This window comes from Paenibacillus sp. PAMC21692 (genome assembly GCF_014303795.1).
Classification (GTDB): domain Bacteria; phylum Bacillota; class Bacilli; order Paenibacillales; family Paenibacillaceae; genus Pristimantibacillus; species Pristimantibacillus agaridevorans.
The window spans coordinates 3,831,875-3,853,086 of the sequence record NZ_CP060293.1 but is presented as its reverse complement, the minus strand read 5'-3'; the positions used below and the strand labels follow the sequence as shown (position 1 = coordinate 3,853,086).

The 21,212-nt window shown below is 54.6% G+C and carries 17 protein-coding genes; 3 read left to right on the top strand and 14 right to left on the bottom strand.

Features of this window, described 5'->3' with window-relative positions:
• Positions 1-16: 16 nt before the first annotated feature.
• From alaS to cymR, 6 genes are all read right to left on the bottom strand, one after another.
• Positions 17-2,650 carry an alanine--tRNA ligase gene (gene alaS / locus H7F31_RS15220; RefSeq protein ID WP_187104880.1) on the bottom strand — a complete coding sequence of 878 codons (2,634 nt, stop codon included), beginning with the start codon at positions 2,648-2,650 and terminating at the stop codon, positions 17-19.
• A gap of 423 nt (positions 2,651-3,073) precedes the next feature.
• The gene (locus H7F31_RS15215) at positions 3,074-4,144 is read right to left on the bottom strand and encodes an AI-2E family transporter (protein WP_187104879.1); all 1,071 of its coding nucleotides are present in this window, start codon (positions 4,142-4,144) and stop codon (positions 3,074-3,076) included.
• A gap of 250 nt (positions 4,145-4,394) precedes the next feature.
• The gene (locus H7F31_RS15210) at positions 4,395-4,607 is read right to left on the bottom strand and encodes a hypothetical protein (RefSeq protein ID WP_087566457.1); all 213 of its coding nucleotides are present in this window, start codon (positions 4,605-4,607) and stop codon (positions 4,395-4,397) included.
• Between the two features lie 12 nt (positions 4,608-4,619).
• Entirely contained in the window at positions 4,620-5,156 is a 537-nt protein-coding gene (locus H7F31_RS15205; RefSeq protein ID WP_087566458.1) for a PRC-barrel domain-containing protein, read from the bottom strand.
• 16 nt (positions 5,157-5,172) lie between these two features.
• Positions 5,173-6,336 (bottom strand): cysteine desulfurase family protein, encoded by a 1,164-nt coding sequence (locus H7F31_RS15200; protein ID WP_187104878.1) that lies wholly within the window; start codon positions 6,334-6,336, stop codon positions 5,173-5,175.
• A gap of 10 nt (positions 6,337-6,346) precedes the next feature.
• Positions 6,347-6,766 (bottom strand): cysteine metabolism transcriptional regulator CymR, encoded by a 420-nt coding sequence (cymR, locus tag H7F31_RS15195; RefSeq protein WP_087566460.1) that lies wholly within the window; start codon positions 6,764-6,766, stop codon positions 6,347-6,349.
• 157 nt (positions 6,767-6,923) lie between these two features.
• Between cymR and mnmA the strand changes: the two genes are divergently transcribed.
• On the top strand, positions 6,924-8,060 hold the full coding sequence (gene mnmA / locus H7F31_RS15190; RefSeq protein ID WP_187104877.1) for a tRNA 2-thiouridine(34) synthase MnmA: 1,137 nt from the start codon (positions 6,924-6,926) through the stop codon (positions 8,058-8,060).
• 135 nt (positions 8,061-8,195) lie between these two features.
• Here the strand turns inward: mnmA and H7F31_RS15185 are convergent, their stop codons facing one another.
• Positions 8,196-9,548, bottom strand: a complete 1,353-nt coding sequence (locus H7F31_RS15185; RefSeq protein ID WP_187104876.1) for a hemolysin family protein — start codon at positions 9,546-9,548, stop codon at positions 8,196-8,198.
• Between the two features lie 273 nt (positions 9,549-9,821).
• On the opposite strand from H7F31_RS15185, the gene H7F31_RS15180 reads away from it, so the two are divergent.
• Together H7F31_RS15180 and H7F31_RS15175 are read left to right on the top strand one after the other, a co-directional pair.
• Positions 9,822-10,433 (top strand): copper resistance CopC family protein, encoded by a 612-nt coding sequence (locus tag H7F31_RS15180; protein WP_187104875.1) that lies wholly within the window; start codon positions 9,822-9,824, stop codon positions 10,431-10,433.
• The gene (locus H7F31_RS15175; protein WP_187104874.1) at positions 10,430-11,515 is read left to right on the top strand and encodes a copper resistance D family protein; all 1,086 of its coding nucleotides are present in this window, start codon (positions 10,430-10,432) and stop codon (positions 11,513-11,515) included. Before H7F31_RS15180 ends, H7F31_RS15175 begins: the two co-directional genes overlap by 4 nt.
• A 372-nt stretch (positions 11,516-11,887) precedes the next feature.
• Here the strand turns inward: H7F31_RS15175 and H7F31_RS15170 are convergent, their stop codons facing one another.
• The 7 genes from H7F31_RS15170 to H7F31_RS15140 all read right to left on the bottom strand — a co-directional run bounded on the left by H7F31_RS15170 (position 11,888) and on the right by H7F31_RS15140 (position 21,212).
• Positions 11,888-12,790, bottom strand: a complete 903-nt coding sequence (locus H7F31_RS15170) for a glycoside hydrolase family 43 protein (RefSeq protein ID WP_187104873.1) — start codon at positions 12,788-12,790, stop codon at positions 11,888-11,890.
• A 15-nt stretch (positions 12,791-12,805) separates the two neighbouring features.
• Positions 12,806-14,464 carry an MGH1-like glycoside hydrolase domain-containing protein gene (locus H7F31_RS15165; RefSeq protein WP_187104872.1) on the bottom strand — a complete coding sequence of 553 codons (1,659 nt, stop codon included), beginning with the start codon at positions 14,462-14,464 and terminating at the stop codon, positions 12,806-12,808.
• A 19-nt stretch (positions 14,465-14,483) separates the two neighbouring features.
• Entirely contained in the window at positions 14,484-15,830 is a 1,347-nt protein-coding gene (locus H7F31_RS15160) for an ABC transporter substrate-binding protein (RefSeq protein ID WP_187104871.1), read from the bottom strand.
• A gap of 132 nt (positions 15,831-15,962) precedes the next feature.
• Positions 15,963-16,814 (bottom strand): carbohydrate ABC transporter permease, encoded by an 852-nt coding sequence (locus H7F31_RS15155; RefSeq protein ID WP_246608563.1) that lies wholly within the window; start codon positions 16,812-16,814, stop codon positions 15,963-15,965.
• Positions 16,815-16,821: 7 nt separating this feature from the next.
• Positions 16,822-17,736: a carbohydrate ABC transporter permease gene (locus H7F31_RS15150; protein ID WP_087566468.1), complete on the bottom strand. Its 915-nt coding sequence runs from the start codon at positions 17,734-17,736 to the stop codon at positions 16,822-16,824.
• Between the two features lie 82 nt (positions 17,737-17,818).
• Positions 17,819-19,417, bottom strand: a complete 1,599-nt coding sequence (locus H7F31_RS15145) for a response regulator (RefSeq protein ID WP_187104870.1) — start codon at positions 19,415-19,417, stop codon at positions 17,819-17,821.
• Positions 19,392-21,212, bottom strand: coding sequence for a cache domain-containing sensor histidine kinase (locus H7F31_RS15140; RefSeq protein WP_187104869.1), 1,821 nt, complete (start codon positions 21,210-21,212; stop codon positions 19,392-19,394). Before H7F31_RS15140 ends, H7F31_RS15145 begins: the two co-directional genes overlap by 26 nt.

The window sequence follows — 21,212 nt, the reverse complement described above, 5'->3', positions numbered from 1 at the left end:
ACATTGCCTGATTCTATCATATCACATTCGCCCTGCCGACAACCAGTTCCTCGGCAATTTTGAGCGCTTCATCCAACTTGGAGACGTCCTTGCCGCCTGCTTGCGCCATATCCGGGCGTCCTCCGCCGTTGCCGCCGCATACGATAGCGGCTTCCTTGATGATTTTGCCGGCATGGTAGCCTTGCTTCACGAGATCCGCGGAGACGGCAGCCGCAAGATTAACCTTATCCTCCTGCACGGCGCCAAGCACGATCACGCTCGACGGCAGCTTGAGCTTCAGTTCGTCGACGATGCCGCGCAGCGCGTCCATCGACGGCGCGCTCACTTTCGCGCACAGCACCTGGATGTCGCCAACCTTGACTGCCTGCGTTTCCAGCGAACCCGCTTCGATGCGGCTCAGCTTCGCCTGAAGCGACTCGTTCTCGCGGGAGAGTTCTTTTACTTGGCCGAACAGACCTTCGATCCGCTTCGGAACGTCCGCAATGTTCGACTTGAGCAGCGCGGAGGCTTGCTTAAGCAGCTCCAGCTGCTCCTCGTAGTAAGCATAAGCATGTCTGCCCGTTACCGCCTCGATCCGGCGCACGCCGGAACCGATGCCGCTCTCGCCAAGCAGCTTGAAGAGGCCGATCTGCGACGTATTGCCCACATGGCAGCCGCCGCACAGCTCCAGGCTGTACTGCCCGACCTGCACGACGCGGACGACATCGCCGTACTTCTCGCCGAAGAGCGCCATCGCGCCCATCGCCTTGGCTTCGTTAAGCGATTTATTGGAGATGTCAACATTTGTGCCGATCCAGATCTGCTCGTTTACTTTGCGCTCGATAAGCGCAAGTTCCTCGGCGGTTATGCTGCCGAAGTGGGAGAAGTCGAACCGGAGACGCTCCTCCTCGACAAGCGATCCCGCTTGATTGACATGGTCGCCCAGCACTTCCTTCAGCGCCTTGTGCAGCAGATGCGTAGCCGTATGATTCTTAATAATATCCTCGCGCGAGGATCTGGCGACGGCCGCCGTTACCTTTTCACCGGAGCGAACCGTGCCGGAGACGACAACGGCATGATGCACGTTCTGGCCATGCGGAGCTTTCGTCACGTCTTCGACTTGCAGCGTGAAGCCGCCGCCCTGGATCGTGCCTTTGTCGCCGATTTGTCCGCCGCTCTCGGCATAGAACGGAGTATGGTCGAGCAGGACCGCTACGCGGCTGCCTTCGCCTGCCAAGTCGACTAACGAATCATCCAGAATAATTGCCGTAATTTGGGTTTTAGCTACCAAGTCATTATAGCCAACAAACAAGCTTTTATCCGTAAAGTCGGCAAGCGGTCCGCCCTGCACCTTCATGCTGCCTGTATCCTGGCGAGCGGCGCGAGCGCGCTCCCGCTGCGCCTCCATCGCTGCGTCGAAGCCTTCGCGGTCGACGGACAATCCGTGCTCCATCGCGAAGTCTTCCGTCAGGTCGAACGGGAATCCGTACGTGTCGTACAGCTTGAAGGCGTCGGTGCCGCCGATCGCGCCGGCTCCCGCTTCCTTCGCGCCCTTAACGAGCGCTTCCAGCAAGACGAGGCCGTCCGACAACGTTTCGTGGAATCGCTCCTCCTCCGTGCGGATAACACGTTCGATGAAATCGCGTTTCTCGACCACTTCCGGGTAGTATACGCCCATCACTTCGCCTACGATCGGCGTCAGTTCGAACAGGAACGGACGGTCTACGCCGAGCGACTTCCCATAACGGACGGCGCGGCGCAGCAAGCGGCGAATAATGTAGCCGCGTCCTTCGTTCGACGGCATAACGCCATCGCCTACGGAGAAGACTACCGTGCGGACATGATCCGCGATGACCTTTAGCGCTACATCCTGATCTTCGTTGTCTTTATACTTCACGCCGGCAATGTCGCAAGTCCGGTCGATGATGGGACGAAACAGGTCCGTGTCGAAGTTGGAGTCCACGTCCTGCAGGATGGAAGCGAACCGCTCCAGTCCGGCGCCTGTATCGATGTTTTTGTTCGGAAGCGGCGTGTAGCTGCCGTCCTTGTTATGGTTAAACTGCGAGAATACGAGATTCCACACTTCCAGAAACCGTTCGTTCTCGCCGCCGGGCCAGCATTCCGGATCGGACAGGTCCCCGTATTTGTCGCCGCGGTCGTAGAAGATTTCGGTACACGGTCCGCAAGGACCTTCTCCGATGTCCCAGAAATTCTCTTCCAGCTTGTAGATGCGCTCTGCAGGCAGGCCGATCTTCTCATTCCAGAAGCGGAACGCTTCTTCGTCCTCCGGGTACACGGTAACCGACAGACGGTTCGGGTCGAAACCGATCCACTTCTTGTCGGTCAGGAATTCCCAGGCCCACGTAATGACTTCTTCCTTGAAGTAGTCGCCGATGGAGAAGTTGCCCAGCATCTCGAAAAACGTGTGGTGACGGCGCGTCTTGCCTACGTTCTCGATATCGTTTGTGCGAATGCATTTCTGCGAGTTCGCGATCCGCGGATTGTCCGGAATGATGCGGCCGTCAAAATAAGGCTTGAGCGGCGCCATTCCCGCATTAATCCAGAGAAGGGACGGGTCGTTATGCGGCACGAGCGACGCGCTCGGCTCGATGTTATGGCCCTTGCTTTCGAAGAATGCAAGCCATTTGGATCTGATTTCGCTAGCTTTCATGATTTCGTTCCTCCCTGTTTGTCGATGCGGCTGCCCGCTCGCGGATAAATTGGTGTTAGAAACAAATAAAAAACGCCCCTGTCAATGACAGGGACGAATGTATATCGCGGTACCACCCTGGTTATCGCGCTTCATAAGCACGATCGCCTTCGTGGACGATAACGGATCCATCCGGTGAAGTTCGTTCACGCTCCGAAAACAGCTTTCGGCCATTCTACGCAGAAGCGCTCTCTCAACCGACGTTTCCCGCCTTGCGGCAATGGAAACGAAGAAGCGCTCTCTCTGGCAGGCGGGTTATGAATAGCCTACTTATTTTCATCATCGCTTTAAGGACGTTCAAAAATCCAAGGTATTGAAACCGGATTTTAGAACCTTTATTTGTATATATGCATGCACAAATTATAGCGGTCCCTCGAATCGCTGTCAAATGATCTTTCGCCTGACATAATAGGCAAACATATGCTGGACAATTACTTTGCAGGCAGCGAAGATCGGGACGGCGAGTATCATGCCGGCGATGCCCGCGATCTGGCCTCCTGCAAGCAATGCAAATATGATCAGCAGCGGATGCAAATGCAGCGTACGCCCGACGACTTGCGGCGAGACGACGTTGCCCTCCAGGATCTGGCACAGCGTATTTACGATGGCCACGTAAATCATCATTTTGAGAGAGATGGTGGACGCCATGAGAAGCGCGGGCGCCGCGCCGAAGAACGGTCCTAAATAAGGTATGACATTGGTAATCGCCACTACGCTGGCGAGCAGGAGCGCGTACGGCATGCCGATCAGGAGATACCCTCCGTAAGCCAGCGTGCCTACGATGACGCAAACAAGGAACTGACCTCGTATATAGCTTCCAAGTGCTTGGTCTATGTCCTTCATAAGGCGAACCGTGTTCTTCCGATGGGACTTCGGCACATACGTAATGATGGTGCGCTCGAACACATCAAAATCCTTGAGGATGTAAAACGCAAGGAACGGGATAATGAACACGACGAACACCGCGCTCAGCATGGAGCCGATATTGTCGACCAGATGGAGCAGCGACTCCGAGATCCGCTTTTCGATACTTAGCAATGCCTTGTCCACGCCATCGCGGAAACTCTCCGGGAGGAACGATGTATTATTGAGATCCGTCACGATGCTTTGCGCGCGCATCGTCAATTCCGGAATATGATGATTGAGCTCCTGCACTTGCCCCACAAACATGGGGATCAGATTGACGAGAAGCACCGCTATGGCCGCGCAGAATACGGCATAGATGAGCAGAACCGCGATCGTTCTGGGCACCTTGCGTTCGTGAAGCATGGTCACGATAGGATTAAGCACGTAGGAGATAATCATCGCGATAATAAACGGTCCCAGCACCGCCTTGAGGAAGACGTAGATCGTCGCGAACAGCGGCTTCAACTGCAGCAGGAAATAAATCGCGATTAGACCGAGAATCGAGTAGACAAGCCACACGAACAGCTTGTTGTTAGTGAACCGTTCCACCCTTGCACCCCCCGAACTTGCGGCAGCGCGATCTTTGGTCAGACAGGCTGCTTTTAGCCCCGGACATCAATCGTGCGTGCATCTAGTTCAGTATATGTACAAGTTGGAGGAATCATCCTCTTTATAATCCGAGCCGGATGTCCGAACGTGGGAGGGAGTGTTTCATTTTATGAATAAACACTAAATGACGGCCTTTCGGCCGCCTCGAGTATAGTCATGGAAATAATGGCAGTCCAAGACCTTTACTTAATTATCCGTTGAGCTGTTCATGGACGTGATTGTGAGCAGCCTCGTCTTCAAAAAACAAATCGTCGAGCGAGCTAAGCGTGCCGTCCTCTTCGACCTGGTACACCGACATCTTTTCGCCGTTGACCGTCAATTCAATAAAACAGCCCCAACAATAAAACTGGTGGGAACCGATCTTCCCGATATCTTTCGAATTGCAATTCGGACATCTCATCATAAACATTTCTCCCTATTCTCTGAAATTGGAAGCTGCGACAGGCTCCAATTCCGCTTCACTGACAGCAGGAACGATAATCGCGTCTTCCCCGAGCAATACCTCATCCGGATCACTCGGCGCTTTCAGCCATTTACGCCCTTCCATCAGATCCGAAACAAAACCGTCTGTAAGCTCATAGCCTACTATCTGTGTACCCTGAAACGGGAAAAAATAAACATCCGACACCCGTCCGAGCTGAACGCCATGCACCGTAACGACGGGCAGATCCTTCAACTTGATAATGCCGGCGTGAAACGCCCGGCTCACTTCTTTCGGTTTCATGGCAATGACCGCATCTTCTTTGGAGATGATAACGGCATCTTCCCCGCACGTCAATACATCGTCCCATGAAACCGCGCGCGCCGTTGCCGCGAACCACTTGGCGAACTCCAGGATTAAACCTTTGAGACGCCAATGTTCGTCGAACCAAGCATCTTTGACGGTACCGACGAGTTTCCCGGAATGGATTACGATGACCGGCAGCCCGATCAGCCTTTGGAGTTTGATCACTTTGGAAGGAATCCTCCTATCCTTTGTTTCGGATACGGTTCGCGATTGCCACGACAGCCCGGGCCGCATCCTCCAGTTCCTCCAAAGTATTCCCCAATCCGAAGCTAAATCTTACGGCCGAATCCAGCCGATCCGGGGATAAGTTCATCGCTTTGAGCACATGCGACTTCTCCAGAGATCCCGATGTGCACGCCGAACCGCTTGCGGCTGCTATGCCGGCCATATCCAGATTCATAAGCATGCTCTCTGTCTGCAAGCCCAAGAAGCTGACATTGACAATATGCGGCAATTGAAAGGCCGGGTCAGGATGGCCGTTAATAACAATTAACTCGCTGCCAATGCCTTCCTGCAAAAGCTCTACCCATTTCTTACGAAGCTTGTCCAAATAAGGTTGCTTTTTTTCTCGTTCGTTCACACAAATGTCAAGTGCGGCGGCGAATCCCGCGATTCCGGCAACATTTTCCGTTCCGGCGCGGCGCTTCCGCTCCTGCGAACCACCGTGGATTAATGGCTCGAAAGGCGTTGCGGCAGCTATGTACAATGCGCCAACGCCTTGAGGCCCGCCTATCTTGTGGGCGGAAAAGCTCATCAGATCGACAGGCATCCGGGAAAGCTCGTAGCGGATCAATCCAAGTGTCTGGACGGCGTCCACATGGAAGACCGCGCCGACAGCCTGGACCGCTTCGCCGATATCCCCAATACGTTGAAGCGTGCCTACTTCGTTATTGCCATGCATGATGCTGACAAGCGCCGTATCCGGCCGAAGCGCATCTGCAACCTGATTCGGGTCGACGCTGCCATATTCGTCCACGGGCAATATCGTAAGTTCGAAATTTTCTTCGTCTCTTAGCCATTCGCAGGTATGGAGCACGGCATGATGTTCCGCAGCCGATGTCACGATATGGCTTCTGCCCTTTTTACGCTGAGCTGTGGCCGCTCCGATCAAGGCGGCATTGTTGCTCTCCGTACCGCCGGAGGTAAACATCAGCTCGCCCGGCTTACAGCCGATTGCCGCAGAAATAGAATCACGCGCACGGCTGATTCGGCTTTTGGCAGCCCGTCCGTACGCGTGAACGCTGGAACCGTTGCCGCCAGGGCCTTGCATCAGCTCTACCATCGTTCTCACGGCTTCTGGATGCATGGGCGTTGTGGAGGCATGGTCGAAATAATGGTTGTTCATATTCGTCACCTTAAATGTAGAACATATAGGAGTCTTTTTTGTCGGCGTCTTGATAATTAATCAAGTTCTCGAGCGTCGTGGAATCGAGCACCTCCGCGATGCTGTCGCGGATCCGCAGCCACAGGTTGCGCTTGGCGGGATCGTCCTCTTCCGTAAAGTCTACCGGCGAGATCGGTCCTTCGAGAATGCGGATGATATCCCCTGAAGTAATGTCGGCAGGGTCCTTGGACAATATGTAGCCGCCGTATGCGCCTCGAATACTCTTGACTAACCCTGCGTTTCGAAGCGGGGCGACCAGCTGCTCCAGGTAATGCTCGGATAATCCATTGCGCTCCGCAATGCTTTTCAAGGAGATAGGGCCTTCGCCGAATTTGGCTGCAAGCTCCATCATTATGGTGAGTCCGTAACGGCCTTTTGTCGAAATTTTCATTGATAGCACCTCTCTCTATAAAACACTGTATTCCCATCATCCTTATATGTTAACATATCGATTGCCAATCGTGTGCAAAAAGCTTTATTCTTTCATGAAAAACTTTTGTCGATATGGTACAATGGAGCATGCTTTAATCCATTAGGCGGTGATTATTTTGGTCAAGAACAATGCGAATACGCGCGTCGTCGTCGGCATGTCGGGCGGCGTCGACTCTTCCGTGACGGCTCTTCTGCTCAAGCAGCAAGGCTATGACGTCATCGGCATATTCATGAAAAATTGGGACGATACCGACGAGTTCGGTCATTGCACGGCGGAAGAAGATTCCGAGGATGTACGCCGCGTATGCGATCAGATCGGCATTCCTTATTATACAGTCAACTTCGAGCGGCAGTATTACGATAAAGTATTCTCTTATTTCCTCGATGAATACAAGCGCGGACGTACACCTAATCCCGACGTAATGTGCAATAGGGAGATCAAATTCGGCGACTTTCTTAACAAAGCGCTGGAGCTTAACGCCGACTACCTCGCGACAGGCCATTACGCCCGCGTCGAACGCGATGCGGACGGCACGACTCGCCTGCTGCGGGGGGTGGACGGCAACAAGGACCAGACTTACTTCCTGAGCGCGCTGAATCAGAATCAGCTTGAGAAGGCGATGTTCCCCATTGGACATCTGCCCAAGCCCGAAGTGCGCAGAATCGCGGAAGAAGCCGGCTTGTACACGGCCAAAAAGAAGGACAGCACCGGCGTCTGCTTCATCGGCGAGCGGAACTTCAAGGAGTTCCTTAGCGGGTACTTGCCGGCCAAGTCCGGCGATATGATCGATATCCGCTCCGGCGAGAAGAAGGGCCGTCATGACGGTCTCATGTATTATACGCTCGGACAGCGCCAGGGACTTGGCATCGGCGGTTCGGGGACTGGCTCCGGCGAACCTTGGTTCGTTGCGGAGAAGGATCTGGAGCGCAACATTCTGTACGTTGTTCAAGGGGAGAAACATGTCAGCCTTTATTCGGAGAGTCTGATCGCTACGGACATCAACTGGATTGTGCCGCGCGGGGGGAGCGAAGGACCGCTGCGGTGCACCGCGAAGTTCCGCTATCGCCAGCCCGATCAGGGCGTTACGGTGACTCTCCGCAACGACGGATCGGCACTCGTTAACTTCGACACGCCTCAGAAGGCCGTAACTCCGGGACAAGCCGTCGTCTTCTACGACGGAGAACACTGCTTGGGCGGCGGCACGATCGACGTCGTAAACAAAGTGCCTGCCGACTTGCCGGAGTTCGCTTGAATTCAAGAATCGATGTCGAGTACGCTTCTTGGTATACTTCGTGAATCAAAAGCGGACTTTTTGAACTACCTCTAATAGGACGAACCCAACTGTGGTTATCAGCCGCAGTACCGGTTCGTCCTATTTGGCTTATCGCTAATCGCCAAGCGAAACAATGTCGGACTGTCCGTGCCTGGCTCCAGCCTTCAAGCTTCGAACAGTAAGACGAGAAATGCGCAAATGCAATGTCTCCTCAACAACCATTTCATATTGTCCGTCGACGGCGACATGCTGCCCGGACTTTGGCGGGAAGTCGACCCTTGCGTACATCCATCCGCCAATCGTGTCGAACTCATCCGTCTCGATCGCCGTGCCGAAGTAGCTGTTGACCTCTTCGATCAACATAAGCCCGCTGATCGAATGCGAGCCATCCTCCCGCTTTATAATCCCTGGGGTTTCGGTATCGAATTCGTCCTGAATATCGCCTACGATCTGTTCCATAATATCCTCCAGCGTGACAAGCCCGGAGGTCCCTCCGTATTCGTCGATCAAAATGGCGATCTGGCTGCGTTTCTTCTGCATCAGCTTGAGCAGAACGCTAATGGGGATATTCTCCGGAACCGTCGTTACAGGACGGATCAACGAAGACAGGTCGCTGGTCTGCCGCTGGTCGTCCTTGAGCAGGTCTTTAATATGAACGAAACCTGTTATATTGTCTTTATCATGTTCGCAGACGGGATATCGGGTACGCATGTGCCCAATGGCGATAGCCTTGTTTGCCGAGAGAGAGAGACCTGCTCGCAAACAAATCATGTCGATGCGAGGTATCATTATTTCGCGGGCGGTTGTTTCGGTGAACTCGAAGATATTGTCGACAAGCGTAAGCTCGGTCTGGTCGATGTAACCTCTCTGATGGCTTTCCTTCATAAGAGTCCGCAAGTCCGCTTCCGTATGTGCGTCTCCATAACCATTTGACGGATCGATACCCAACATCGGCATAAAGACGTTCGCAATTCGCAACTGCAGGCGCAACACGGGCAGGAGCAGGATATACGTCAGTCTGATCGGGCGGGCCATGCGAAGCAATGCAGCTTCCGCATTGCGCTCGACGGCTCTTAACGGAATCAACTCCCCAAATACGAACAACAAGGTGACGCTGATCGTATAAACGATGAAACAAGACAGCACCCATGACGTATCCGGAGAACCTGCACCTAACTCTTCCAGCCATGGGGAAACGCGTCCTTCTGCTGCCCAATAAGACAACAGTCCTAATCCGATCACGGCAATAGCCTTGCCCAGCCGGCATGCCGCCGCGTAGAGCCCGCGGCTTTCCAATATTGAGCCCGCAAGCGGATGACGAGGGAATCCATCCTCCTTTCCGAGCTCTTCGACCCGGTTCATTCGGGCAAGGGTGATTGCCGCATGAGCCGCAACAAAAAAAGCGTACATTCCAATGATGGCCAATACAACGACAAACAACCAGCCTAATGATAAGGGTTCACTCAAACGTTGTCCTGCCCGACGCTGCATGCCGGTAGCATAGCTGACGGCAGGCCCACCTCCCTTGCAGACGACTGGATATCATAATTGATATATATTCATGGCGGCTTTTCCTTTATGAATGTCGTAAACGAAACGAAGCATAGAAAGTTCACGACTCTGCAACGAATTCATGGGGGACGTTTCGTCAGCGACGATTTTGTTTTGGTATAATGATAGGAGCCTTGCCCGCTGAACGCCAATAATTACCATCACATAGCAAAGAGGAGGAAAATGATTATGAAACGTATATTGTTGATTTGTCTGGCTCTTATCTGGCTGCTTCCGCAAGCGGCGCTTGCCCACTCCAAGCTGACGGAAAGCGTACCGGAGAAGGATTCCACATCGGAATCAGCGCCTCAGGAAATCCGGCTTACTTACGACACGCAAATCGAGAAAATCAGCAACTTCAAATTGTTTGATGCAAGCGGCGCGGAGGTTGCGCTTGGCGAGTCGCTGGTGGAGGGCGACACGATGTCCAATCGGCCGAACGCTCCGCTCGGCAACGGAGATTATACCGTCAAATGGACGATTGTGGGCGCAGACGGACATGCCATCGAAGGCCAATACGGCTTCTCGATAGCTGCTCCGGCAGCAACGGCGACAACTGAGCCAACGGCCACTGTAGCTCCTACTGACGGGGAAGCGACGGAAGAGCCTGTCGCAACCCAGGAGCCTGCTGCGACGGAAGATAATGAATCGGCACCTTCCCCATCGCCATCCATGCCGCCGGATTCGGAGGAAACCGGCAATAACGAGGACAAATCCGGCATGTCGCCTTTGATTGCGATTGGCGGTATCATCGTTATCGTAGCGGTTGCGGCGGTACTCCTTAAAAGAAGGAAGCCATGATCTATATTAGCGAAGGTTTACTTTACATCTGCTTTGCCATTTTAACGGGCACGCTGCTGCTCCGGCTCATACCGGAGCGGCTTAGGCCATCCGTACATGTGCCGGATGGCGTATTGCTGGCATGCGTTGCCGCGATTCCCGTGCTTTCTTTTGTTCCGCTTCATAATCTTGCCATGTTGTTCTCCACACAATTCGAGATTTCGTACGGAGAGATGATGCGCAGCATTCTGATCGACGTTAATTCCGGCAAAGCATGGGTATGGACAGTCGTCGGCTCTGCCGGACTTATAGTACTGCTTGTCGTCAAGTCGTTCCGCAAGGACCGCCATATGCCCAAAATCGCACTGTTCGTAACGCTTCTGTTAATCGTCTGGTTAGGTTATGCCAGTCATGCTTCATCGCTGAGCCCCACAAAAGGTTTGATTATACATACGGCGCATTTTTTAGGCTTCACGGTATGGATTGGCATTCTGTTCGTTGCGGGCTGGTTCGCCAAGGATGACCGGAATTGGCCGGCGTTCCTGGGCTGGTTCTCCCCTGTCGCCATAGGAGCCGTTATTTTAACACTCGCAGCCGGCTTTACGCTCATGACCTTTACGACGCAGGACTACGTCAAGTCCTGGATCTTGCCGTACGGTCAGGCGCTTTTGCTTAAGCATGCTCTAATTTTGCCTTTGCTCGTCTTTGCGTTTACCAATGGCTTTCTCTACCGAAAAATGTCTCTGAACAACGAGTCGTTCAGCCCGCGGGTCTGGCTCAAGGCAGAAGGCGTAGTTGCCCTGCTCGTTCTTGCAGCTACTGCTGTTCTCGGTCAGCAAGCGCCTCCGCACAACGTGCAGGAGACGCTGCAGATGGAATCTCCGTCTCCGTTGTTCACGCGCATCTTCCAAGCCCCTTACAGTCCGGACATGGATTTTACGTTTAACTGGACGGGCAGCGGTCTTTTGCTATTTGCCGCAGCGCTTATTATGCTTGGCGGCATCATCGCGATGTATCGTGCCAGACGCCCGGTCTTCGCGCTGGCGATGGGCATTTTCGCGGCTGTATTCGCCTATCTTGGCGCCATGTTCTCTATGGCTTGACATTTTTGCTACTAAGTTTTGACCCCGAGTACAAAAGGAATAGCCCTCATCTTGAATTCCAAGATTGAGGGCTATTTCTTTTGGGGAGGACACCGATGATTCATTCCGCTTCTTCAACCAAGCGCAAAACTGACGGCGGTTGATTGGTTTGACTTTCCGCCAATGCGTCGTCATTTCGCCACTTGCCCGGGATGTCGGACTCGAGATTCCTATTCCCATTTTACGATTGCTAAATTCGAAGAGCTTGACGCTTACCAAATGAGCTCCGTCTGGCGGCTTTCGAGGCTCGCGAGTATGAAATTCATACACATTGATCTCCCACTAGCGGCTTAGAGGCTCGCGTATATACATCCTGCGTTTGGTTCGCCCGAATCATTCCGGCGCATACCTTCCGTTTGTCCGGATGCCGACATCCGCTTCCTCGAGCCGTAGAAAAATGGGACGCTCGTCAGGTGTTTGGTTCGGAGCGTGAACGGCCAGCAGCCGCTCGCCGCCGAATGTGCGGAACACCATCCCATGACCGCCATCGTCGCGATACAAAGGATCCGGCGCTTGCTCCCAAGGCCCCAGCACATCCCCGGAACGGGAACGGGCAAGGCCCAGCGCGTACCGATTGTCGATAAAGCTAGCCCACAACATGTTCAGCACGCCGTCCTCCCCATGGAACAGATAGGGACCATCCGTTACATAATTGTTCCGTCCGGGATAACGTTTATGAAGGAATGGCGTCGTCCATGGAGCCTCCGAAGCCTTGAACAGCAGCATAGGCTCGCCCTCGGCCCGCTTCAAGTCGGCAGACAGTCGAACCGCCCGCACCTCTCCGTCCCCAGTCTGCTGCCATTCGTGGCAAAACACCATCCAAGGATTTCCCTCCGAATCCAGATGAAGGCTGCCGTCCAACGAGCTCCATTCCATTGGCGTTACAGGACCGTCGCTGTGCGGTACGAAGGGACCAAGCGGACTTTCGGCGACCAGTACGGCCGTGCCAAGCAAATCATTATCTTTGCGGCGGAACGTCGCAAACATATACCATCGTTCGCCGACCTGGTACACCTCCGGCGCCCAGAAGTTTGTGTCGGAATAAAAGTTCTCATCCGGGCGAAACACAGGCAGCGGTCCATCCCATGTTGACAGGTCCTCGCTTACGTACACATTGAAGCCCGTTCCCTTTCCCCAGATGTTGCTGTCCGTGCTGCCGTACATATAATATCGTCCCTCCCGCTCCAACGGAACGACAAAAGGGTCGCGAATTTGAATGTCCTCCAGCGTTTTCATGCATCGTGCCTCCTTTTATTCGTACGTTGGATAGACGATGCCAATATCCTGAACGCTGACGAACGTTCCATCCCCGTAAGCCAGCACTTCATTGCCATTGACTTCGAAAGTAGTCCGAACCCCGTTCCACTCGATTTCCCCGCGGACCTTCTGTACGGACATCCCTGTCAAACCGAGCAGTTCTCCCTTGCGGTTCGTCCTCACCCTAATGCCGCCCGGGAACGTCATCCATATCGCGTTGTCCCGATACAGCACGGAGCCATCTTTGCCGTTTACCAGCTCAAACCGAATGCCGTCTACCGTTCTGCTGTATGCCGTCTCTTCGGCGATTTCCTCGCCGTGGTCCAATGGGTACGGTCTTAAAGCCGTAAACCATAGCTCGCCGTCCGGAGTAGGACGGATGCCGCACAGCCTTTCGACGAAATCCAGCACGCATAGGATCGAAGGCGAATAAGCTTCCGTGTACCCTTCTTCTCCCGTCCATGGACTTATGGTCTGCCCGAATCTCTTCATCCGCGCGGCGGCGGACAGAATCGGCTGAATAACCCAGGTCAGCTCCACATGGCGGCCGTGTAGCTCGAACGCATGAGGCGCCCTGATGATGCTTAGGAAATTCGATGTGCCTCCCCAGGTGTTGTAAGCGGAGGACGGGTCGAATCTGGGATCATCCATGGCGATAGACGTAAAAGGATATTTGGCGAAAAACTTGCGCGTGTTGAGCAAATACCGCCCAAGCATCTCGTCAAAGAAGCTGCGGTCTCCAACCTCGCAAGCCATTACCCGCAGCAGTACGTCGGACTGAATACGCACGAATCGCTCATGACGGTCGCGATCATAGAAGAACCGATCCCGCTCGTCGAAGCAATAACCGAAAAGAGCCTCCAATGTCTGCTCTGCTTTGGCGCCCCATCCCGAATCCGGAAGACCGAGCATCTCCGCCATCTTGGCCAAATACAAACGCTGGCAATAGACGTTGGCCGTCAGATCCGGCGCGAGAAACGGGAGAACTGGCGAATTAGGATCGACAGAGGCAGGATCTCCTCCGTGCGGCGTATCCGGAACATGCCAAAACCTCGGCGATAGATCATGCCCCGTGTCGAATGTGCTAAACGCCTCGATGCAGCCGGTTCCGCGAGTATTGCGGTACTGCATCAACCAATCATCATAGCGCTCCATCGCGCTGTACATGCGGTTAAGAAAGGCTTCGCCGCCGCTATTTAGACGGTAATGATTCCATACGGATCTCGCAAGCGGCGTCACCAGCTGAATTTGCCGGAAGGCCGGACCTTGCTCCGTAACCTTGTAGGGCATTAGCCCGTCTTTCCGCTGATGCTCGGCAAACGAGGCGAAGGTCGCTTCCGCGACGGAAGGCACGAACCGCGACAGCAGCTCCGCATTGATCGTGCCCGTGCTCTCCAGCCAGCAGCCCCGGTACACGCCTCCCTCGTGCAGGATAGGCGTCCCGTTTGCGCCGGTAGGCACGATGCAGCTCAGCAGCGATCTCATCGCGTTGCCGTGCGTCTCCTCCAACTGGCCGGAGGACGAAGCAAACGCGACGCCCCCTGCCTCCCATTCTGCCGCAACCGCTTTGTGCTCTGGACTTAGGCCGTTCGCCGAACCGAACCTTTCGCGGCTATTACGGTTTCGTAAGTTTTCCAGCAATTGTTCATTCATGATGAGAGATCACCTGCCATTATTGGTTGCTATTTAGAATTTTGACCGCGTTCTGGTAGAAATCCTTGACCGCCTGCTCCACCGTCTTGCGTCCGAAACCGATTTCCTGCACCGTTGTTTTGCCCATCTTCTCGAATTCGGCGTTGCCCGGAGGATTGTAGCTGACCGCAAACGGCTCGGTTTTCGTAGCGTCGGATACCCGGCTTGTGTAATCGTATACGATTTTATCGACGTCGCTCGCTTCCGCTTCCAGCAGACTGCGGTTCTTCGACGTTACGGGCACGCCGCGGTTGTTGCCGAGAATCTTCGCCGCTTCCGGATCATTAATAAAGAAGCTGACCAGCATAGCGACTTCCTTTGGATGCTCCGTTTTCGCATAACCCGACAAGCCTTGGCTGGATTCGAACACGACGCCGGTTCCTTTCGGTCCTCTCGGCAGCTGCACCATCGTCAGCGGATCTTCCGTCAGTCCTTGATAAGCCCCTAGCTGATTGGAAGGAATGAGGTTCATCGCGGCTTTGCCGGAAGTGATCAACGATTTGCTGGGATCATCGATTGGATGCGATACCGCAAGCTCCGGCGTTACAACCCCGCCGCCTTCCGACGTCTTCGACCAGTAGCCGAACCAGTCCAGCGCGTTTTTCTCCTCGAAACCGAGCTTGCCGGCCGCCATGTCGTAGAGCTGGGCGCCGTTTTGCTTGTAGGCGATGTCCATGCCCTCGAACGTGAAGTTATACGTGCCGTAGTAGCCATCGCCAAGCTTGGCCGCGATTTCGTTGCTGATTCTGGCGTAATCGTCCCAGTTCCAGCCGTCCTGCGGCACGGGAATTCCTGCTTGCTCGAACAACTTCGTATTTACGACGATGCCCCTTGCGTTCGCGCCTGCCGATACATGGACCAGCTTGTCGGCGAGCGTGCCATATTGAATCATAGCAGGATCCATGTCGGAGAGATCCAGTTCATTTCCGACGTACGGAGTCAGGTCCAGCAGCACATCCTTGTTCGCGTAATCGACAACGTTGCCTCCCAGGAAAAAGACGTCCGCCGCCGTTCCGGAAGCAAGCTGCGTATTCAGCTTGTCGAAGTAGCCGGATGAAGGAGCGAATTCTCCGATGACCTTGATGTTCGGATTTTTGTCCATGAACAGCTTCAGGACCTGGTTCGTAATATCGGCACGCGCCTGGTCTCCCCACCACATGACGCGCAGCTCTACCTGCTCTCCTCCGGCGTTGCTGCCGCCCGCGTTGTCAGGGCTCGGCGAACTGCTTGCCGCGCCTCCCGCTCCCGTTCCTCCCGAGCAAGCCGTGGCCAGCATGCTGATCGCGACAACCGCACCTACTGCTAATTGACGTTGACGTTTTAACATGTCGATCTCCCCCAATATCGTAATTGTGATGTGACTTCGCCTTACAACGTCATCTTACCGAATGACCGAAGGAAGCGGCATACCATTCCTTCGGCACTTGACTTATCATTTTTTCGGGTGCCTTCGCCAGCTTTACTTTAATCCCGTCGTCGCGATGCCTTCCAGGAAATAACGCTGGAAGACGAGGAATACGGCCGTTATCGGAAGCAGGGACAAAGCCGACATGGCCAGCAGCGCTCCCCAGTCCGAGGAGCCGCTGGGGTCGAACAACGCCCGAATCCCGAGCTGCACGGTGAACAAACGAATATCGCTCAGGTATATCATCTGGCTAAAGAAGTCGTCCCAGGTCCAAATGAATGTAAAGATCGCGGTTGTAATAAGCGCCGGCGTCAGCAATGGCAGCATGATGCGGAAATAAATTTGTTTGTAGTTGCAGCCGTCGATCGTCGCGCTTTCGTCGAGGTCCTTCGGTATCCCCCGAATAAACTGCACCATAAGCAGAATAAAAAACGAGTCGGTCGCCAGCCACTTCGGCAGGACGAGCGGGTAATACGTATTAATCCAGTGCAGCTCGTTAAAGATGACGTATTGCGGCACCAGCGTTACATGGTAAGGCAGCATGATCGTCACAAGCATAAGGGCGAACCAAAGCTTGCCGAACGAAAACTTTAGCCTGGCGAACGCGAACGCCGCAAGAGAGCAAGTTATGACGTTGCCAAGCACGCTAAGGATGGAGATGACAAACGAATTCGCGAAAAATCGACCGAACGAAATCCCCTGAAAACCAGCCCAGCCGTTTTTGTAATTGTCCAGCGTAAACGTAGCGGGCCATAAGGAAGGGTCGGAGAAGATGAGCTGATTCGGCTTAAAGGAGCTGGCGATCAGCCATAACACGGGATAAATCATCAGCAGTCCCAGAGCGATGACGGGCAGATGCTTGAGCGGCCCGGCAAGTCTGGTTTTCATAGTAGTTGCGGTAGTCATGGCCTCCTTACCTCCCTTCCTTATTATCGCCATAGAACACCCAATATTTCGAAGTGACGAAAATGACAGCCGTCAACAATCCGATAATCAGCAGCATGATCCAGGCGAGCGCCGATGCATATCCCATTTCAAAGAACGAGAACCCTTTCAGATACAGGTACAGGGTGTAGAACATTGTAGCGTCAAGCGGGCCGCCGCGGCCGTCGCCGATGACGAATGCCGGCGTGAATGCCTGAAACGAATTGATGACGCCCATAACAAGATTGAAGAAAATGACGGGCGTCAGCATGGGCAGCGTAATGCGGCTGAACCGTCGCCAGCCATTGGCGCCATCCACTTGCGCCGCTTCGTACAGATCGGCGGGAATCTGCTTGAGACCGGCAAGGAAGATAACCATTGCCGATCCGAACTGCCACACGGATAACGTCACGATCGTGTGAATAATATAGTCGGGATGGGCAATCCAGGACGGCCCTTCGATCCCAAGCCAGGCCAGAGCGCGGTTGACCGCGCCGGTTCCGTCGAAAATCTGGCGCCAGACGATCGCGATCGCCACGCTTCCTCCGAGCAGGGAAGGAATGTAATACACCGTCCGATACAAACCGATCGCGCGCAGCCCTTTGTTCAGCACCATGGCGATCATTAGCGCGAACGCCAGTTTGAGCGGCACGGAGAGGAACACATATTTAAACGTCAGCCACAAGGAGCCTCTAAACGTGTCGTCCTCAGCAAAGATGCGAGCGTAGTTCTCGACCCCGATCCAGGTCGGCGGGGACAGCAGCGTGTATTTCGTAAGCGATAAGTACAACGATCCGGCCATCGGTCCGGCCGTCAACAGGAAAAATCCGAGCAGCCACGGCAGCAGAAACAGATACGCCGTCCGATTCTGATCGCGAGCCAAGGATTTGCGTGAAGTTCCCATGGCAAAGCCCCCTTCGAGTGATGAATGCACGATCAAACGTGCTGTACATTCATCATAAGCAAGGAGGCTTTTCGTTAACATCTTATTTCTTCGGGAGTTCGCTATCGTTTTTTTCAGATGGGCGCTGGCGGTATTCGGATGGAGACAAGCCGTACATACGTTTGAAACGGGAGCTGAAGTAGCTCGGATTGGAGAAACCCGTCAGCTCGGATATGTCCCACAGCCCGAGGGACGTCTCCGTCAGAAGCTTGGCCGCATGTCCCATCCGCACATCCGATACGTACCCAATGAACGTCTTCCCCGTCTTCGCCTTAAACAATTCAGAGAAGTAAGACGGGTTGTAGTTGAACTTCTCGGCTAGCGAGGTCAGGTTCAGCTCGTACATGTAATTTTCGTCGATGTAGGCCCGGGAAGCTTCGATGACGGAAATCTCCGCGTCTTCTCCGCGTTCGCCCAACCGGTCGACGACGGAACCCGCCAGCTTGCGGAGATGGTCGGTCGCCAGCTCCGGCGTCCGAAGCTGCAAAGCCACATCCGGACGCAGCCATAAGGAGTCTTTGCCGTCGAAGGGAGCTCCCGCTTGCTCCGCAAACGATTCTATCGCGAGATGAAGCCGGAAGATCGTCTTCACCAGCATCGTTCTGGAATATTGCTGCGCCTCCATCAGCGCTTCCAGGACGAGCCGTCCGAACGTTTCCAGCTCTCCATTCTTCAGCACGCGGTGAAGCAGTTGAACCTTCTCTTCAGGCAGAAATGCCGGTTCCTCCGTGGGGCGATCCGTTTGGCGTCCGCTGCCTTCCGACAGATGCCAGGACAGCAAAGCGGTGGAATATCCTTCCCTCCACTGGGCAAATCCCGTTACGGCTTCCCCGATGCCTATCGTCGGCTCGAAGCCGAGATGACTGCGGACGGCTCCCCTTAGCTCGTCCATATAGGCATGGGCTTGACCTTTGTCTCCGCGGACGATGGCATGTATGAGACCGGGGTAATGCTCGTCCCGGAATATTAGCACGGCATCCTCCCTGCGCTCGGCCAACTCGCGGCAGAGCAGCTCGAAGGGAAGCCGAAATTGACGCGCGGGACGGCTCTCCTCTCCTTCGGAGCGCTCCAGCAGTCCTGCGCTTACGAACCACACTGCGCCTTCGTTCCACGCTTCCAGTCCGAATCGCTTCGCCCGCTCCAGACGTCCGCCGGGCTCCTCCGCGCCTCCTCTCGCCAATTGCAAGAGGAATCCGTCCCTTAGCTCCTTATAGTACCGGGAGAGCTGCCACTCCATATCTTTGGCGCGCCTCGCGTCCTCTACTTCCTTGTCGAGCTCCGTCTTGACTTTTACGAGCGCATCCGTCAGCTCGTCGCGCGCGACTGGCTTGAGCAAATAATGCCTCGCTTGGTGACGAACAGCCGCATGGGCGTATTGGAAATCCTCGTAGCCGGTCACCACGATGAGACAAATGCCGGGATCCAGCCTCCTGCAAGCCTCCAGAAACGATAAGCCGTCCATGACCGGCATATTCATATCCGTTATAACGATGTCGCAGGGCTCCTGCTCCAGCAGCTCCAGCGCTTCCTTGCCGTTGGAGGCTTCCCCCGCGATTCGCAGTCCAAGCGCCTCCCAATCCACCTTGAGCCGGATGCCTTGCCGGATTTCCTGCTCGTCATCCACGATCATCACGTTGTACATCGCTTAGTTCCTCCTGTATCGGAATGAGCAGCGCAATGGAGGCGCCGCCGAGTTCGCTTGTTCCGATATGAAACCGGAACAAGTCCCCGTAATAGAGACCGCACCTTGCAAGCACGTTGCCGAGCCCGATCTGCTTGCTCTTGCTCACGAGCACATCCTCCATTCGGGCACTCAGCGTTTTGTCCCGCAGCTCGTTGATTGTCTCCTCCGGAATGCCGGGACCATTGTCTTCCACGACAAGTCGGATATGGCCTTCCACCCGCTCCGCCCTTACATCCACGTAGACTTCCGTGCCGTGCCTGAATCCGTATTTCACGGCGTTCTCGATCAAAGGCTGGAGTATGAACTTGATGACGGTGTGCCTCTCCAATCCTTCCGTCTTGTCGATGGAAAGGTGGAGGCGGTCGCCGAAGCGCACGCGCAGGATGGAGGCGTAATCGCCTGCGTATTTAAGTTCATCCCCCAGGCTCACAATATCATCGCTCATGCGCAGGGAAAAGCGCATCATCCGTCCAAGCGATTCGATAACGTCCACATTGTCATCCGTCCGCTTCTGCATGGCCAGACTGCTCATCAGCTCCAGCGTATTAAACAGGAAGTGCGGATTGATCTGCATAAGCAGCGCTTTGTACTCCGCCTGCTGACGAAGCAGCTTCAGCTCAAATTCCGTCTTGATGTGCTGCCGAAGCTGGACGACCATCTTCCGGAACGTCGATGTTGCAAATCCGACCTCATTGCGGAGCCCCACTTCCGGCGGCATTCGAAGCTCCGCTTGGGCGAAGTCGCCGCGCTGGACGTGACGCATGGCGGCGACGAGCCGGGACAGCGGCTTGGAGATGCTGTGGGACAGCCAAATCGCCAGCCCTACGGATAACAGGAGCACCAGCGTGGCGATCGCGATCATACTTTGGCGAAGGTCGAACAGCTCCGCGTACAGATCGCTTTCCGGCACGATGCCGACCAGCATCCAGTTCGTCCGCTTCAGCTTCTTAAAGACGATAATCTCTCTTTGACCGCTTGAATTGTCCGAATGGATGACGCCTTGCTTGCGCGAGTCTTGCTTTAACGTTCGCACCAGCTCCGTCCTCTCCTCATTTAGCTCGAAGCCTTCTTGGCCGAGCATCGGCAGCCCGTTGGAGCCAAGCAGATGGATGGAGCCCGTCACTCCCAGATGAATCCGGTCCAGCGGCTCCAGGAAATAGTCGGTGCTCACATTGATTTTCATGAAGGCGCTTGCGTGCCTGGGCTCGAACTCGCCGATAGGCATAACCATGCTGACAACGGGATTGTCATTATTAAATCGCCGCTCGACAAGGTCGACATGCCCGGCCACCCAGCGTTCGCCCTTGCCCTTGAAATCCCGATACCAGTTCTCTCCAAGAAACGTCGCATCTTCCCCGAATTGATTTTCGCCGCTGACCCAGAGACCGTCATCGCGGTACACCGTTACGCGCTGCACGCTAGTATAACTGTTGGTCGCTTGGGTAAGGAAGGTGCTCATCTCCAGGTTTGAAAGGATTTTCTCTCCCGTAGGCAAACCCTCCTCCCCGAGCCGATCGTCCCAATCGCGAGTCGTTTCGTTGTTGAATACGAGCGAAGCGACATCGTACACTCCCATCTGAACCATGTCTACGTAGGAGCCGTACTCCTCCATCTTCTCCAGCGCGGAGGACTCCAGTTGAGAGAGGATGATCGACCGCGATTCGTTAAACAAGACGGCCGACAACGCGCCGAAGGACAACACGAACAATAAAATAAAGATTGCGATAAGCCTGCTTTTGAGCGAGTAGAACAT